General features: G+C 38.9%; 18 protein-coding genes. 12 read left to right on the top strand and 6 right to left on the bottom strand.

Translation table 11 applies throughout. From position 1 onward, the window contains the following. Nucleotide 1: 1 nt before the first annotated feature. On the bottom strand, nt 2-511 hold the full coding sequence (locus PZB74_RS02165; protein WP_302240367.1) for a gamma carbonic anhydrase family protein: 510 nt from the start codon (nt 509-511) through the stop codon (nt 2-4). Nucleotides 512-580: 69 nt separating this feature from the next. After that, entirely contained in the window at nt 581-2,497 is a 1,917-nt protein-coding gene (locus tag PZB74_RS02160) for a DUF4114 domain-containing protein (RefSeq protein WP_302240365.1), read from the bottom strand. A 251-nt stretch (nt 2,498-2,748) separates the two neighbouring features. On the opposite strand from PZB74_RS02160, the gene PZB74_RS02155 reads away from it, so the two are divergent. From PZB74_RS02155 to PZB74_RS02145, 3 genes are all read left to right on the top strand, one after another. Further along, the gene (locus tag PZB74_RS02155; protein ID WP_302240364.1) at nt 2,749-3,690 is read left to right on the top strand and encodes an alpha/beta hydrolase; all 942 of its coding nucleotides are present in this window, start codon (nt 2,749-2,751) and stop codon (nt 3,688-3,690) included. A gap of 78 nt (nt 3,691-3,768) precedes the next feature. Continuing rightward, a complete protein-coding gene (locus PZB74_RS02150; RefSeq protein ID WP_302240363.1) occupies nt 3,769-4,557 on the top strand; it encodes a pentapeptide repeat-containing protein in 789 nt (262 codons plus the stop codon). Further along, nucleotides 4,506-5,465 carry a pentapeptide repeat-containing protein gene (locus PZB74_RS02145; protein WP_302240361.1) on the top strand — a complete coding sequence of 320 codons (960 nt, stop codon included), beginning with the start codon at nt 4,506-4,508 and terminating at the stop codon, nt 5,463-5,465. Before PZB74_RS02150 ends, PZB74_RS02145 begins: the two co-directional genes overlap by 52 nt. Before the next feature lie 153 nt (nt 5,466-5,618). Here the strand turns inward: PZB74_RS02145 and PZB74_RS02140 are convergent, their stop codons facing one another. Next, nucleotides 5,619-6,071 (bottom strand): helix-turn-helix domain-containing protein, encoded by a 453-nt coding sequence (locus PZB74_RS02140; protein WP_302240360.1) that lies wholly within the window; start codon nt 6,069-6,071, stop codon nt 5,619-5,621. A gap of 138 nt (nt 6,072-6,209) precedes the next feature. Between PZB74_RS02140 and PZB74_RS02135 the strand changes: the two genes are divergently transcribed. From PZB74_RS02135 to PZB74_RS02110, 6 genes are all read left to right on the top strand, one after another. Further along, nucleotides 6,210-6,476 carry a hypothetical protein gene (locus PZB74_RS02135; RefSeq protein ID WP_302240359.1) on the top strand — a complete coding sequence of 89 codons (267 nt, stop codon included), beginning with the start codon at nt 6,210-6,212 and terminating at the stop codon, nt 6,474-6,476. Between the two features lie 440 nt (nt 6,477-6,916). Next, on the top strand, nt 6,917-7,561 hold the full coding sequence (locus tag PZB74_RS02130; RefSeq protein WP_302240358.1) for a hypothetical protein: 645 nt from the start codon (nt 6,917-6,919) through the stop codon (nt 7,559-7,561). Nucleotides 7,562-7,565: 4 nt separating this feature from the next. Beyond that, entirely contained in the window at nt 7,566-7,856 is a 291-nt protein-coding gene (locus PZB74_RS02125) for a hypothetical protein (RefSeq protein ID WP_302240357.1), read from the top strand. Then, nucleotides 7,853-8,215 carry a hypothetical protein gene (locus PZB74_RS02120; protein ID WP_302240354.1) on the top strand — a complete coding sequence of 121 codons (363 nt, stop codon included), beginning with the start codon at nt 7,853-7,855 and terminating at the stop codon, nt 8,213-8,215. Before PZB74_RS02125 ends, PZB74_RS02120 begins: the two co-directional genes overlap by 4 nt. After that, a complete protein-coding gene (locus PZB74_RS02115) occupies nt 8,216-9,046 on the top strand; it encodes an MFS transporter (RefSeq protein ID WP_302240352.1) in 831 nt (276 codons plus the stop codon). A 152-nt stretch (nt 9,047-9,198) separates the two neighbouring features. Beyond that, on the top strand, nt 9,199-11,640 hold the full coding sequence (locus tag PZB74_RS02110; protein ID WP_302240350.1) for an ABC transporter permease: 2,442 nt from the start codon (nt 9,199-9,201) through the stop codon (nt 11,638-11,640). 120 nt (nt 11,641-11,760) lie between these two features. Here PZB74_RS02110 and PZB74_RS02105 read toward each other — a convergent pair whose 3' ends face one another. The 3 genes from PZB74_RS02105 to PZB74_RS02095 are packed head-to-tail and all read right to left on the bottom strand — an operon-like array spanning nt 11,761 to nt 13,289. After that, a complete protein-coding gene (locus tag PZB74_RS02105; RefSeq protein WP_302240348.1) occupies nt 11,761-12,117 on the bottom strand; it encodes a hypothetical protein in 357 nt (118 codons plus the stop codon). 27 nt (nt 12,118-12,144) lie between these two features. Beyond that, nucleotides 12,145-12,975, bottom strand: coding sequence for a hypothetical protein (locus tag PZB74_RS02100; protein ID WP_302240347.1), 831 nt, complete (start codon nt 12,973-12,975; stop codon nt 12,145-12,147). A gap of 17 nt (nt 12,976-12,992) precedes the next feature. Next, complete coding sequence (locus PZB74_RS02095) at nt 12,993-13,289, bottom strand: helix-turn-helix domain-containing protein (protein ID WP_302239193.1); 297 nt, start codon at nt 13,287-13,289, stop codon at nt 12,993-12,995. 126 nt (nt 13,290-13,415) lie between these two features. On the opposite strand from PZB74_RS02095, the gene PZB74_RS02090 reads away from it, so the two are divergent. From PZB74_RS02090 to PZB74_RS02080, 3 genes are read left to right on the top strand one after another with little or no spacing between them, the layout of a single operon-like run. After that, a complete protein-coding gene (locus PZB74_RS02090; protein ID WP_302240345.1) occupies nt 13,416-13,901 on the top strand; it encodes a hypothetical protein in 486 nt (161 codons plus the stop codon). A 3-nt stretch (nt 13,902-13,904) separates the two neighbouring features. Further along, nucleotides 13,905-14,720 carry a transglutaminase-like domain-containing protein gene (locus tag PZB74_RS02085; RefSeq protein WP_302240344.1) on the top strand — a complete coding sequence of 272 codons (816 nt, stop codon included), beginning with the start codon at nt 13,905-13,907 and terminating at the stop codon, nt 14,718-14,720. A 9-nt stretch (nt 14,721-14,729) separates the two neighbouring features. Then, nucleotides 14,730-15,254: a hypothetical protein gene (locus PZB74_RS02080; protein WP_302240343.1), complete on the top strand. Its 525-nt coding sequence runs from the start codon at nt 14,730-14,732 to the stop codon at nt 15,252-15,254. The last annotated feature ends 3 nt before the right edge of the window (nt 15,255-15,257 follow it).

Below are 15,257 nucleotides of genomic sequence, written 5' to 3'. Positions count from 1 at the left end.
ACTATTTATACCATTCGGCGTATTTCGTGTAATTATTAGCTATTCTCTCCATCATGGCACGGTTTTCCGGACCAATGGCTTTTACTTTTTTAGCAGGTACTCCCGCATATATACTATTGGCCTCCACTCTGGTATTTTCCAGTACTACAGCTCCTGCTGCTATCATAGCGCCGCTCTCTACTACTGCATGGTCCATCACTATGGCGCCCATACCTACCATTACTTTGTCTTCCAAAGTGCAACCATGTACTATGGCTCTATGCCCAATAGTAACGTAGTTTCCAATATGAGTGGCCGCTTTTTCGTAAGTGCAGTGAATTACCGCGCCATCCTGTATATTACTGTGGTGACCTACAGTTATTGCATTAACATCTGCGCGCACTACGGCATTAAACCAAACGCTACAGTAATCTCCCATGTTGAGCTGCCCAATAAGGGTAGCTGTTTCTGCAATAAAACAAGACTTTCCCCACTGTGGCGTAAAGTCTCTGACTGATATAATATTTGCCATGCCCCTAAAATAAAAAAAACCGCTCAAACGAGCGGCCTTTTCAGCTTAGGTAGTTAATGTGTTGTCACCTTATCGGATCGGAGTAAGAGCAGAGAAGTCAACACTATTCTCATTGGTAGGTTCCAATAAGAAGATGACATCATCATAATCCTTATCTCCACCTGGCAGGCGAATATCTTCAAATGATAGTATAGCTATTTTATGATCTTCTGCACTTAAGAGTAGGCTGGCCTGCTGATGTTCTTTAGCACGTTCGTTGTTCAGATGCTTGGTAGTAAAGTGAGTGTAGACTCCGGAAGTAACTTCAGAACCATTCCAGCCTTTTGTCACCAGGAAGAAACCTATGGCAGTACCAGCTTTCAGGTTCTGTAAACATACTTTATCTCCTTTAGTAAGGTTTCCACCACTACCTACCGCAGAAGCATTAGCGTAGAGTATAGTCATATTCTCTACATCCTCGCGAGTGCTGGGAGGGTTTGCCGGATCATAGATATAATAGCCCAGAGTGTTTTTATAAAGCGTAGCTTCGCTATGGAAGGTAATTTTCAGGTCTGTATCTTCTTCAATGAAGAGGTCAGTTACTATTCCATCTGCGAAGTAAGAAGGCTTTCTATCTACGAGGTTTACTGTTTCTATGAAGTTTTCCAGCATCTGGTTTTCCAGTTCCTGGTCAACTTGAGTAGCTTTCTCACACAAGTTTTTGGGTGCACCATCATCATCGTAGTCGTCACCAGGAATGTAGTCTCCATTGCCGGGGTTGTAATCAACAATCTCAATAATTTTAAGACCTCCAGTTCCGGTAGCTACAAACATCACTTTGTCTTTACTCTCTACATAGTTAGCGGAGGCATTCAGTCCCACACTTCCAATGAGAGAAGGTACATCCTCCTCTTGTTCTGAAAGGTACATACCCGCAGCACCATTAGCGCAAAAAATCTTCTCCGCATTTACAGATACACCATTAGTGACGATCAGGTCCTGGTCAATACCCTCAAGCTCAGGTAAAGGCATAGTAGTTAATATCTCACCGCTATTAAGGTCCAGAATTTTCAAACCTTCCCTGCCTGCTGGTACAAATATTTTGTCTTCGCTAATATTTAATATTGATTTTGACTCTGGGATGTTGGCTCCACCAACAGTAAAGCCATTAACATAGCTATTGTCGGTAGTATTGTAAATTTTGATACGAGCTGGAGTACCCTGCATCACTGCGTAATACTGACTGTTAAAAGCAATAGAGCGTGTATCATCCATCGCGATGCTGGATACCTCTTCTAATGTTTCTTTATCCAGAATGGTAAGGCCACCATGCGAGCCAGAGCTCACATAAATATAGTCTCCCTTCACTTTTACATCGGTAGCGGTAAAGCTGGAGATATCTACAACTGAACTTGTATCCTGATTGTTAGGATATTCTATTATTTCCAGAATAGCATTAGAGCTAAGATCAAAGTCTTCTGTATTTTCAGTAGCACCAGCCAGATAAATTTTACCATCAGCATAAAATACTGAACTATAGTCAGTTCCCTCAACTATCATTTGATAGATAAGCGTAGGAGACTGTATGTTACTGATATCAAATATATCCACTCCGCCACGGTATACCGAGCCTTCTGTGTTGTAGCTTACAAAAGCTTTATCGCCCTCTATAAATACGTGCGTGGCTCTCAGACTCTGGTTTTCTACGACAGGCGCATCTACTTCTGCTCTCATCACCAATACATAATCTGTATCAGTAGCAGCAGATGACTGTAGGCGTCCATTGACTGAGGCGTCCTTTGGAGCGTCATACATAGAGAGCATCTCTTCGTACTGAGGAATGCGTACCCGTTTGCTTAAGTCTGACGCATTTTTGTTTACACTTATTCTTTGCTGCTTTGGAGAGGTATTTTCTATCACCTCATCGCTACAGGCATGAAGCACCATGGCAACAAGCACCAATGATGTCCATTTGAGGCTATAGATAAGTTGCTGTGATTTTTTCATATCATTAAGGTTTACAAGCGTGTAATCCGAATATTTACTTCAAATGTAATAATTTTTATATAAATTATCATATTTAAGTAAAAAATATAATTATATAAATATTTTGATGGTATTGAATTATAGTGGGTTGTAAACTTTAAAAAACGTCCAAATCATTGTTTTTGAGCAGATAAGCTTATTTTACTATCTTATGTGATTGATCATTATTCAAAAAAATTACAAGTACACCACCTAACTTACATCAATCAGTAATGGCAAATGCAGGCATAAAAAGAAGAAAGTTTATACAAGGCACATCCTTGCTTTTGGGTTCTGCCGGATTAAGCGCTATTTCGTCTATGGTACAAAATGAAAACATTCGCGACCCGGAGCCTCCTTTTTTAGGCGAAGAAATTATGTTGTGGGATGATGACTCCAAAAATAATGGAAGCCACGAAAAATACAGACCTAAAATTAGGTTGTACTATCCTTCCCTCAAGCACAATAGATATGAAAATCGCAAATTCCCGATAGTATTAATCTGCCCTGGCGGGGGCTATCATGTGCAGGCACATCATGAGGGGCAACCATTTGCTCAGCTTTTTGCAATGCACGGTATAGTTGGAGCAGTACTAACTTATCGGGTATCTCCAGATCCCTACCCATCAGCTTATGCGGATGCCTGCCGGGCTATGCGTCTCCTTAAAGCAAATGCAGCAAAGTATCAGCTGGATTCCGAGAAAGTAGCTATTATGGGTTTTAGCGCTGGTGGGCATCTGGCTTCTACCGTGGCGACACAGCCTGATTTGTATCAGGAGCCTGAAGACGATTTAATAGATAAGCATACTGCACGACCGGATCGGGTAATTTTGGGTTATCCTGTCATCTCTTTTTCTGAATACGCTCATGAAGGTTCGGTAAAAGCACAGTTGGGAGATACACCTGAGCCAAGCATGCGTGAGCAGTTATCTAACCACAAACATCTTACTGCGGATGCGCCACCAGCATTTCTTTTTCATGCTGCGGATGATAAGGGGGTGCCCGTACAAAATAGTATGATGTATGCTTCAGCCTGCCTGGAACACGATGTGCCCGTGGAGCTTCATGTGTTTCCTAAAGGTGGCCATGGCATGGGGATGGCATTAGATAACCCCAGCCTCAGCATCTGGTCTCAAAATCTAATGAACTGGCTAGGGGATTGGAAGTTGGGGTAGAATCAGTCCTAAAAAAACTTTTTTTTATTTAGAAGACACAATTAAATCTATTTCTACTCTATCTGAACTATACCATTTATGATGGGGGTAGTATTACAATTTAGTTCTTTTGAACTATCTTATATTATGGTTCTACGCTTTTATCTCTACGCTATAGTTCTACTTGTAAGATTATCTTGCGGATTTCAAACTGCATCTGCTCAAGAGATAGATAGTAGCAGATACAAGATTTATAGATATTATGTTGACTCTATAAGAACAACCTTAGAGTATGCTCGATTTGATAGCTCGCTCTTTTTGAAAGAAGCTTTATTTTGGGATGCACTTTTTCCTAGCTCGGCTAGTTTTAGATGGTCTCATTTTGATTCCAAGGCTGATTTTAGGAATGCTACTTTTCGTAAGAAAGGAGTAAGAGACGCTGTGGATTTTGAAGGAGCTAAGTTTTTTTCATATGCTACTTTTATAGGGGCTAAATTTTATTCTAATACTAGTTTCATAGAATCTGAATTTTATTCCTATGCTAACTTTGTTGGGTCTACTTTTAGTCATATTTCAACATTTAGAGGAGCCTTTTTTGATGATAGAGTAAAGTTTGATAAGTCACAATTTTCTTCATTTGCTCTTTTCACAGAAGGGCATTTTGACTCATTAGCAAGTTTTGTTGGAGTTAACTTTGATTATGAAGTTGACCTTAACAATGCATTATTTGAATCTAATGCTGATTTTAGAAGAACATCATTTAAATCAAAGGCTGATATTAACAAGGTGTTTTCAAATCTGAAGTTAATTTTAATAATGTTGACTTTAAAGCTGAAGTGTCTTTTAAGGAAACCGATTTTGATTCGCTGGCTAATTTTACAGGTGTGAATTTTGGTTCTGAAGCTATTTTTGAAAAGACAAAATTTATCTCCAAAGCTGATTTTAATAGATCTTTCTTTAAATCTAATGTTAGCTTAAAAAATGTTGTTTTCGGTTCAAGCGGAAGCTTTTCAGATGCAAAATTCGGTGGCGAAGTTTTATTAGATAGTTGCTTACTACCAGATACCCTATATTTTAATTCGGTGGAGACTGCAAAAGAAATTGATTTTACCTATGCATTAACTAATACTTTACAACAATCAAATAAAAAATGTGTAATAGATCTTTATGGAACTGACATTCAAAAATTAAAATTTGACTACTCCAGATTTAAGGTTTTAACAGATAGTTCAAAGTATAATAAAGCCCAATTAAGCAATATCTATCAACAACTGCTTAAAATGCAAAGGGATAAAGGCTTTACAGATGGAGAAGAAGACGTAGACAAAGAGTATCGTCACTTTAAGCTTACATATGATAAAGCTGGATTTGCTTATCTATTGGGTGCATTTGGAAGTTGGATTCAGCGGGTATGGTGGGATTATGGTTACCATAAAGAACTTATAGTACTTTGGACGATAGTTTTTTTACTTTTTTTCACGTTCATCAATATTTTTTTATTTACATACCTTAATGAAAAGGTATATAAGATAGAGAATATATACAATCCTGAAAAATATAGGGAAACTTCTAATAGTATCTCTAAGAGGTCACCAATATTAACTGGCATATCATTAACATGGTTTTCAACTTTAATGAAGTCATTTTTTTACACTTCTCTCATATTTTTTGGCTTAAAATTAAGCATAGAAAAGATTCATTTTGAACATCCTGGAGGAGCTATGTATTTGATTATCCAGTATACACTTGGTCTTGTATGTTTAGCTTATCTGGCTAATTTTATTATACTTTCTTAGTGCTCTTTGAAAAGCGAAAAATGATAATTTTAAAAATTATTGAGAGAGCAAAAAAATAAAAAGCCTGAAACAAGGATCATCCTGCTTCAGGCTTTTGTGTTAGTGCGCACGAGAAGATTCGAACTGCCCATGCTAACTAGCTGATTTATAGCCTCATTGTAGAGCGTATCGTACAGGGGTCACTGAACCAGAGATTACTTTTGGTAAACTCTCGGCCAAAATATCAATGACCTCATCCTTTCCCGAAGTTACATTATTCAGTAAATTCTGAAGGTATTCTTTATCCTTACGTAGCTCAGCAATAACATTTCTCATCATTTGCTTTTCAATGTCATCTCCGAATGTACCATTATCCATAGGCTTACTTGAAGAGGTATTTGAATTGAAGTCGGGTTCTTCGCCTCCTTTAGTAAGCCAGTCAACGGTGACATTACATAAATTGCTGATATTGACAAGAACTTCTATACTAGGTTTACTTTTACCAGTTTCATAGTTTCCTACACCACTAGTTGTAATACCTAAAAGTTGAGCTAGTTTTTCCTGGCTCAAGCCATTTTTTTTCCTTGAAAAACGTATTCGTTTTCCCAGATTATCTAATTCATCCATAACTTTTATTGATATTTTATATACCATTGGTTGTAAAATACACTAACAGTTGTATATTTGCTCATATCTTGTTACAAGATAACTACTAATAGTTTATTCTACAAGATAATACTATTTACAGTTGTAAATAATTGGGATATGCCAACACCTTATGAGATAGAGATGTGTAAGAGAATTTTGAAGGATATAGAACCACACATTCCTTTAAGGCACTATGTCAAACCGGTTCAAAGGATCATAGAGAGGAAAGGTTTGGAGGTCCCTAACAAGTTTAAAATCCAGAATGTAAGACATGGACGGGTATACGACTTGGATATAGTTTTAGCCCTATCAGAAATAAGTAAACCAAGAGATGAGAAGGGGGAACGGGTACCAAGGAAAAAGTATAAGATAGATGAAAAATAGGGCAGGGGGCGAAAATATAAAAAGCACTTCCTATTGAAGAAAGTGCTTTCTGGTACTTTAAAACTTTAATTAGTCTCAAACCACAAAATTTTAAGACCTAATTATCCACAATAAAACACCTTAAGAATGAAAATCATTAAGCCACCTTAATCATTCATTGCCATATAGAACTTCCTAAAATTAGCGACTCGCAGCCGGTTTAAAATTGCTTGTAACTGATTTTGAGGAAAGTCCGCAATGGCGGTATTTATACTGCGGAATTTGCTCCCAAGATAGCAAAAAATTCCGAGAAGAGAATCTTATTGTCCGAATAGCAACAAAGCTATTTTTTTCAGGATTGACTTAGTTTTCCATTAAGCCCAAACTATGTTTTCAACATAAGTTCTCTACCCTTTATACTTTCTTACTTTAAAACTTTAATAAGTTAACTAACGCAAACTATGCCTAATAAAAAATTTGAATTAGCTCCCTACGATACCGATAATGCTACCTACATGCAGGTGATCAGATTTCTGAATGGAAAAGTGATACCGGGATATAGCAAAAAAGTAGGTTTTGACGAAAATGTAGATCCTACCAATACACTAACCAACTTCATTTTGAGAATGTATGTGAAAGGCTATCTGAGACCCAGTGATAGAATCACCCCGGTTAAGGAAATTGAATATAAGCTGAATCAACCACCCTACACCACCATTGTCACTTGTACTTATAAAATGCCTTATTTAAACCCTGAATATTTACAAGATAAAAGGCTCAGTAAATGGCTTAGCGCATTCTATGATGCCATAGAAAGAGGTCAACCTATAGAGCATATAGAGCGAAACTTTCGCCGACAAGGGAGGGCTTCTGAAGTGGATAAACTGGATTCTAATATACATGCATTTCTGAATCCCAGGCATCTGTTACAGTACTGCATAGAGCTGATTGAAAAGAATGAATATCCGATAGGACATGTTATCCATTTCTACCAGAACTGTAAAAACAAGTACTTCAGCAGGATTGATACCCGAAAGTTTGACAATGAGATGTTCAATCGGACTCAGAATCTGGCGGAAGAAGCAGCCTTAAAATTCAAATTCTGATACTATGCACTACCTGGATGTTTACATACAATCGGTAAGGATCAAAAACAGAGTCCGGTTACAACCATTAGCTGACCAGCGTATTCCTCTACTTTTTGTATCAGCATCCAGGAAGTCTCGCTTACATTGGCCGGTAGGTACCATTTTCAAGGCAGACCTGGTACTGGTCAAAAAAGAGAAAATCAAGAATTTCTATCGCTTGCGCAAAGGACAAAAGCTGGAGAGAGCCATAGCGTACTTTGATCATAACCTACAACTGCAGCAAAATGAATCTTTCAAACTAGAGCAAACATGAACAACCCTAGCATGAAATATATCTGGCTGGAAATATTTCCTGAAACGGATACTGAGGGTAGGTACAATCCCAGGTTACTGGCATGCCATACCTGTAATGAACATGACTTCTTATTGGCTTTGAATAAACTCTTGGAAGCTCACGATATCAACATTTGCGAATTAGTCAATGAATATGCCTGTGATAGTATAGAATATATGTTGAGCAGTGACCTATTGAAAAGGGGCACTTATATGCCATTTACCAGTAATAAGCTTTCCCACCGCTACTACCTCACCAAGTTCATCACCTATGTAGCCTGGAAAGCTAAAGGCTTCTTACAAATCAATGATCAACAGGTACGTAAAATCTACTTTTGAATGACAAAACTCTACGAAAAAGCAGCGGATTCACTTTTCTCGCTTCCTCCCATCCTGATTGGATTCTTTGCCATCTTTGGATATTTGATTTTTGAATCGCAAGCCCTGATCAGTGGCCTGCTCCCTGCTGAGATGGGGGATTTGTCCAGAGAAGTAGCTGCTGGCTTTCTGGCGGTAGCCATCCACCTAATGATATTGCTCACTGCCACCAACAGCAAACTGGTAAGCCATGCTTTTACGATTTTCTATGCATTTTGCTCCTATGGAATCACTGCTCTCTTCTTTGACGCTTTTGAATTTGCTGACAAAAGTAATAGGGCTATCTTTTCAGCGCATCTGTTTTCAGTCCTTATTGCCAGTATCAACTATCTGGTAGTATATCTTCTGGTGGGTAAATACTATGAAGTAAAAGACAATCGCTCAGCTGTAGAAAAACTACAAGATGCTAACGAACTGCTATCGCAAAAAGAGGAAACCATCCGATTGCTCAACGAAACGCTTACGAACAAGGAACGGCAACTAACGAGCTTCCAACAGGAAGTAACCAAATCCAACGAAACAGTTACCAAGCTCAACGAAGCATTACAAAGAATGAAGCAGGAGCTTACAGAAGCTAAGGAAGCAGCAACCAACTGCTATCAGGAACTGACTGATACTAACGAAGAGAAACAAGGGCTTGAACAAGAGCTTCTTCAAGCCCAAGGAATTTTACAAGATCAGCAAGAAAAAATATTCAGAGCATATGAGAAATTGTACTGCCCTCACTGTGAATCCACATTTGCTAATGTAAATGCACATAACGTGCATAAAAGAACTTGTAAGGCAATTTAAATACAATGATACCTTGTCATGAAACCGTACATCTATTGTCATGAAAATGATACACTAAATTTTTAGATTATACGCATAGTGAGCAATTTAAGCGATAATAAAGTGAGGTAAGACTTTTGTATACTTTCTTACAGGTTTAATAAACTTTATAGATGCTGAACAACCATATTAAAACTGCTCTTAGAAGCTTAAATCGCAATAGATTAAGTACGGTCATAAACATTTTAGGATTAGCAATAAGCTTAGCCTGCTGTATTGTCTTTTATGTACTTATCAGATATGAATATTCATTTGACAAATCCGTACCTGATGGAGAAAGGATTTTCAGAGTTGTGACTCATACTAATACTTCAGACCAGCTTAATTATAAAGGAGCTGTTTGTTTTCCGATGTCAGAAGCACTCCGCAATGAAGCTACAGCCATAGAGTTAGCTGCAAACATATTTATGGATCAGACTGCAGTTATCAAGCTAATAGATAAAGCAGGTAATAGTAAATTATTTGATGAGCGATCAATGGCTTATGCTGAAAATGATCTTCTACAAATATTTAATCTTCCAGTACTTTTCGGTAATCCTCAGAGGTTGCTACAACAACCTGATGAAGTTGTCCTTACCCACTCATTGGCTAAAAAATTTTACGGAAATACCTCATTAGCCCAAGTAATAGGAGATATAATTACGATCAATCAATCTGATTATCAAATTAGTGGTATTATTGAAGACATTCCTGCAAATAGTAATATCTACTTTACTATGCTTTTGCCTTTCAAGGTAGTAGAGCAAGAAAACCCAACTTGGAGCAATAACTGGAATTTTACGCCAGGACATGCAAATACATTTATAAAACTAAAAAAAGAAGGGGCTGAAAAGCAGTTAGAATCGCAATTAGCTACCTTTCCACAAAAATATCTAAAAGAAGACTTTGCTGATTCCCGGAGTTTTCATCTACAGCCACTGGCTAACATTCACACAGATACTAAATATGGAGGGACACTTTATGCTGCTCCAAAGTCACTGCTGCTAGTTTTAATTACAATAGGTGCAGTAATATTAATCACAGCGTGTGTGAATTTTATCAATCTAGCAACTGCACAGGCGGCAAATCGAGCCAAAGAAGTTGGAATTCGGAAAACAATGGGTAGTTCAAAGTGGCAGATAATTTGGCAGTTTATGCTTGAAACAGGTATTACTGTACTACTAGCTACTTTGATAGGAGTGGGAATAGCGGAGCTGTTTTTAGTCCAGATCAGAGATTATTTTCTAAACTTCTCTGATTTTATGGTATTCAATTTTTCTCCTGATTTTACGCTATTCTTCTTTCTACTAGCGGTGTTTTTGGTAATCACCCTAGGAGCGGGTCTATATCCAGCACGTTTCATGGCGGCTTATCCACCAGCTATTGCTCTAAAACAGTCATTATCTGATAAGAGAACTAGTCTTGCAAGTAGTATTTCATTACGGAAAGCTTTGATTATTGCTCAGATAACTATTTCACAGGTACTCATTATCTGTACTTTGATAATTATTGTTCAACTGAGTTTCTTTCAACAAAGCGATTTGGGATTTGAGAAAGAGCAAGTGCTGAACATAAACATGAACCTGGATATGCCTGTTGATGATCTTTCAAAGATAGAAGTTTTCAGGCATGAACTAATGTCCCAAAACTCAGTGTCAGAAGTGTCTTTTTATTCCAACCCACCTACTTCCATTGGCAATAACATAGTAGGTTTTGATAAACCTTCAAATGAGGGCAAAAAAAGATTTTCTATCATAAAAAAATCTGTAGATGCATCTTATTTAGACTTGTTTGAGATTCAGTTGTTGGCAGGACGAAAATTAGAGCCATTTGATCACCATGCAGATAGTGTACACCAGTATAACATATTGGTCAATGAAACTACTATCAAAATGTTAGGCTATGAATCTCCAGAAGCTGCCTTGGGAGAAGTAATAGCGCTACAATATGATGATGCTACTATTGTGGGAGTTGTAGCTGATTTTGCAAATTCGTCTTTAAAGAAAGAGACACAGGCTTGCTATCTCCACTATGGAGATAATATCTATTTTGCAGGTATAAAGTTAGAAGGGCGAAATGCAAAAGAAGCTTTAGCAGCTATACATCAAATATGGCAGGATTTATATCCTGATCATGTTTATAGAGCTAAGTTTTTAGATGAATATATGGCCATAATTTATACACTTGAAGATCTATTATACAAAGTAGCTAGTTTTGGATCTATTCTAGCCATTTTCATTGGATGTATAGGGTTATATGGATTGGTAGATTATCTGTCTTTTTACCGACGTAAAGAAATTGGAATAAGGAAAACTTTTGGAGCATCCGTACAGCAAATAGTGAGAATTTTCATGAAAGAATTCACATGGTTGGTCATAGTTGGTTTTATACTATCAGCTCCACTAGCTTATTTTGTTATGCAAAAATGGCTATCCTCCTTTGCTTATCAAGTAGAAATAGAAGTATGGTACTTTGCAGCTGCTTTAATACTTTCTATTACAATAGCCCTTTTTACAGTTGGCTATAAATCAGTGAAGGCAGCATTAGTCAATCCTCATGATATACTTAGAGAGTAGATAAAGTGAATGATAAAAGACTCATGGCAATTACTAGCTAATGCTAATAATCACACTATATAGCAGTTCATAAAAGGGTTACAGTTAGGAATCTTACAATTCCTTTAAAAAGAAGTGATTTCACTTCTTTTTACGGCTTCTCTTTTTCCCTTTCAAAGTCTTTAATAACACCACACCTCCCAATATTGCACCTCCAATGAGCAATGGCTTAGGGATATCTCCAAAGCCTGCAGTCATAGCTGAGCCCTCTGCAATGTTGGGAGTATTTCGTGCTCTGTTAGTAATGCGGGCTTCTCGGGCTTGTTGTATTGAATAAGTACTTCCCGAATTACTTCTTACTGAATCCCTGATGATCACTCCTTGCTCGTTGGTCACATAGCTTTTGGGGGCATAAGGATCGTAATTACGGACACGAGGATCATAGTCGCTGGATCTGGTAAGCCTTCCTAATTGCTGAAAATCATATTTATCTATCATTGTATGTACTGTTTGTAAATGAGTGTATTATTTACCGTTACGTTTAGCCATCTTCTTGAGAAGGACCAATCCCAGCAGCCCGGCCCCAATGTAGATTGCTTTTTTGGAATCTATATCTCCAAAGGCAGCCATCATAGGGTTGGTTGTAGGTCTACCTCCCTCAACTTCCAATTGGCTGTACTGCATCATTAGTCTCAGGGTTTCTAAATCACCATTGTTTGCTTGGTATTGGGCAATGATATTTTGCAAGTCAGCGTATTGAGACTGGGTAAGCACAAAAGCTTGCTTTTCAATAGCTTTTGCCAATTCCTTGAATTCATTTAAGTAACGCGTGGCATGCATCCGATCACTATTCTCTTCAGGACTTACTGCTCTGCTTGCTCTTTGCGCAGACCTACCTGTAGTCATCTGTATGGAAGGATTAGTATCATTTTCTACTCCACTTCTACCTGTTGAAGGAGTCACTGTAGTTATACTGTTTCTGCTACCCCCACTGGAAGGACTTCTGCTTGCAGATGAACGGCTGATTGAACTAGAAACAGGAGAGGAAGCAGTTCTTTCCTGAGCCTGACGAGTCTGATCTACTACTTGCACTGCTCGGGACGTAGTGTTTCTCAAACGGTCCAGAAAGGAAGAACTGGTGGTGTTTGACCTGCTGGAAGAAGAACTTCCGGAACGAGCGCTGGTGCTGGCAGAAGTTCTGCTTGAAGTACTACTACTAGCGGATCTGGCATTGGTATAAGCAGAGGACCTGGTAGTCCCTAGATTACCCTGATTTTGATTGAACTCTAGCTGATCTATCATATGTACAATATTTACCTGGTTGTTGGTGGTTGCCCATGGTTGGAATAGGCTCATGGGCTAATCTTACGTTATTAACAAGCTAACTTTGTGTTATTCCAAGAGCTGCTCAACTCATAGTCAGCGATATCTTCCAGGCTTCGGGGGGAAAGTGAGTAGGTATTAAAAAAGGCGGAAACTATTTCAGAATCAAGTAGTTCGTATCTTTTTTGCTCAATACCTTGCACCCGCTTCATCTTCCTTTTCAGCGTGGCCTCACTAATTCCCAAACGGTCAGCCAACTCCTTTCTGCTTACAAATCTTCGCAAATATATCCTCATTATGCTTTTATGGTTTTTGCTTTTTTTAAGAAATATAGAGAACCCAAGCATTAAAAATTTGTCAAAATACCCAAAAAGTCGACATGGTACGGCTTAGTACTTCATAGTCGGTCAGGCAGTTGGATGAAAGCCAGAAAGCCCCCAGTTTTGGAATCTAACAAGCCCAATACAGGTGCTATGAACAAGTCAAATTTTGCATTATTATCGGCAGGTTTGGTTGCTGCCGGAGGTTACTACCTCTACCAACTCAAAGCAACCGGAGAGGCACTGGAAACTGTCACGGATATCAAGCTCCATAGCCTTAGCATGGACCGTGCAGTACTCAAAGCCCATGTGAAGCTGATCAATAAAGGCACAACCACCCTAAGGATTGAAAATCCTAATGTGGAGGTGTTGTATGTCCTTCCCAAAGGAAGTCAAAAATCAATTCTGGTCACCAAACCTCAGGAGCAAACCATAGTGGTAAAGCCTGGCGAGAGCAATGAGTTTGACTTGTATCTGGAGACTTTATCCAAAGCTGAACTACTCTCCATTGTCGGGCAAAGCAAAGCTTTACAGCTGATCACCTCAGGCTTAACTTTTTTGATGAAGACCAAAGCCAAAGTGAACTACTTCATTCCTATTGAGGAAGAAGAACCCATCGTGCTCAAACTATTCAAATAGCCCATGCAGTCAGCCAATAGACAGATTCTTCCAGGAACGCAGTATGATAAGTACTTTGCTAAACCCAAAGGGCTAAGACAGATTATTGTCAAATCCGGAGGCAGTGTAGAGGAAACCGTAGCCCTATGCAAAAAAGTAGTGTCGGAGACTTTATCGGAGACCAAAAAGATCGCTCCTGTTTTGAAGGGAGAGAGTCGGGAGCAGACGGCTAAAAACATATGGGAGTTCATAGTAACCTATGTCCAGTATCAGTTGGATAACAGGGCAGAAGATGTAGGGGCAGTAGAAAGGGTGAGAACCCCAGCCCGCACCTGGCATGATCGTAAAATGGGAGCAGATTGTGAGGACTATTCTATTTTTATCAGCTCAGTATTAACCAATCTAGGCATTCCGCATTCTTTCAGGATTACCAAATACAATGGTAAAACCCACTGGCAGCATATCTATGTAGTGATTCCTTATGAATCTAATAGAGGAAGTCGTGGATACATCACCTGTGACCCAGTGGTAGACTACCGCTTTAATTATGAGGTGCCCTACAGTCAGAAGCGGGATTATGAGATGCCTGTATCCATGAGTAAGGCAGGTTTATCAGGAATATCCAGCAACACGCTTTGCTGTACTGCGGGTATTGATGCTGCTGAATTCGGTGAAGATAATCATCTGGCAGGTTTGCCAGCGGTGAGGCTGCCTTTGTATCCTAAAAAAGCGCTTAGTGGGTTCCATGCAAGCATGCTGAAAGCATATGCTACACCTAAAAACATAGCCATTGGTGCCGGAGCAGGCATGCTGTTTTACATCTATTTCAAAAGAAAATAATCATTCAATATGAGCAATATAGATCAATTAGCTTTTAGTGATTTTGCTAGTCTTTCCGGTGTCTCAGATGCTGAACTGGTAGCCTACCTGAACAATATGTATAAGCAGGGAAGCTATCCAACGGTGTCTAGCTTACAATACAAAATTGGGGGCAATATCGCCTGGGTATGGCGGGAAAAGCCCACCTCTCATCTGCTTTACAAAAATTATTTTGTGGGACACCCAAATCAGGATTCTGGTGTGAAGGCAGCCAAAGCGGATGTCGCAAGATTGTGGGAAGCCATTAAAAACCCTGCTGCCTTACAAAAAAGAGCCGCTTCTGCGCCCAATATAAACAGTGCCCCACTGAGTACAACAAGTTCCAACACATCCGTGCCGGCAGTACCCACAAGCACTTCAGTGTCCACTGTGGCAGCTTCCACTGCGGCAGTGGACACTACTGAGGAAGAAGGCTTTAAAAAGTATCTCACCACGAAGAATATGCTTATTGGTGGGGCGGCTACAGCAGCCATTCTCTTTTTTGTGCTTAAATAATCA

This window comes from Porifericola rhodea, assembly GCF_030506305.1.
GTDB lineage: Bacteria > Bacteroidota > Bacteroidia > Cytophagales > Cyclobacteriaceae > Catalinimonas > Catalinimonas rhodea.
The sequence above is the reverse complement of the archived record's forward strand: the minus strand, read 5'-3'. Positions and strand labels throughout refer to the sequence as shown.

Excerpts from the sequence above, each read along its gene's own strand:
- PZB74_RS02150 (WP_302240363.1), top strand. The coding sequence starts at position 3,769 with ATGATGGGGGTAGTATTACAATTTAGTTCTTTTGAACTATCTTATATT.
- PZB74_RS02125 (WP_302240357.1), top strand. The coding sequence starts at position 7,566 with ATGCACTACCTGGATGTTTACATACAATCGGTAAGGATCAAAAACAGA.
- PZB74_RS02160 (WP_302240365.1), bottom strand. The coding sequence starts at position 2,497 with ATGAAAAAATCACAGCAACTTATCTATAGCCTCAAATGGACATCATTG.
- PZB74_RS02130 (WP_302240358.1), top strand. The coding sequence starts at position 6,917 with ATGCCTAATAAAAAATTTGAATTAGCTCCCTACGATACCGATAATGCT.
- PZB74_RS02120 (WP_302240354.1), top strand. The coding sequence starts at position 7,853 with ATGAACAACCCTAGCATGAAATATATCTGGCTGGAAATATTTCCTGAA.
- PZB74_RS02140 (WP_302240360.1), bottom strand. The coding sequence starts at position 6,071 with ATGGATGAATTAGATAATCTGGGAAAACGAATACGTTTTTCAAGGAAA.
- PZB74_RS02085 (WP_302240344.1), top strand. The coding sequence starts at position 13,905 with ATGCAGTCAGCCAATAGACAGATTCTTCCAGGAACGCAGTATGATAAG.
- PZB74_RS02165 (WP_302240367.1), bottom strand. The coding sequence starts at position 511 with ATGGCAAATATTATATCAGTCAGAGACTTTACGCCACAGTGGGGAAAG.
- PZB74_RS02090 (WP_302240345.1), top strand. The coding sequence starts at position 13,416 with ATGAACAAGTCAAATTTTGCATTATTATCGGCAGGTTTGGTTGCTGCC.
- PZB74_RS02100 (WP_302240347.1), bottom strand. The coding sequence starts at position 12,975 with ATGAGCCTATTCCAACCATGGGCAACCACCAACAACCAGGTAAATATT.
- PZB74_RS02135 (WP_302240359.1), top strand. The coding sequence starts at position 6,210 with ATGCCAACACCTTATGAGATAGAGATGTGTAAGAGAATTTTGAAGGAT.
- PZB74_RS02155 (WP_302240364.1), top strand. The coding sequence starts at position 2,749 with ATGGCAAATGCAGGCATAAAAAGAAGAAAGTTTATACAAGGCACATCC.
- PZB74_RS02105 (WP_302240348.1), bottom strand. The coding sequence starts at position 12,117 with ATGATAGATAAATATGATTTTCAGCAATTAGGAAGGCTTACCAGATCC.
- PZB74_RS02110 (WP_302240350.1), top strand. The coding sequence starts at position 9,199 with ATGCTGAACAACCATATTAAAACTGCTCTTAGAAGCTTAAATCGCAAT.
- PZB74_RS02115 (WP_302240352.1), top strand. The coding sequence starts at position 8,216 with ATGACAAAACTCTACGAAAAAGCAGCGGATTCACTTTTCTCGCTTCCT.
- PZB74_RS02080 (WP_302240343.1), top strand. The coding sequence starts at position 14,730 with ATGAGCAATATAGATCAATTAGCTTTTAGTGATTTTGCTAGTCTTTCC.
- PZB74_RS02095 (WP_302239193.1), bottom strand. The coding sequence starts at position 13,289 with ATGCTTGGGTTCTCTATATTTCTTAAAAAAAGCAAAAACCATAAAAGC.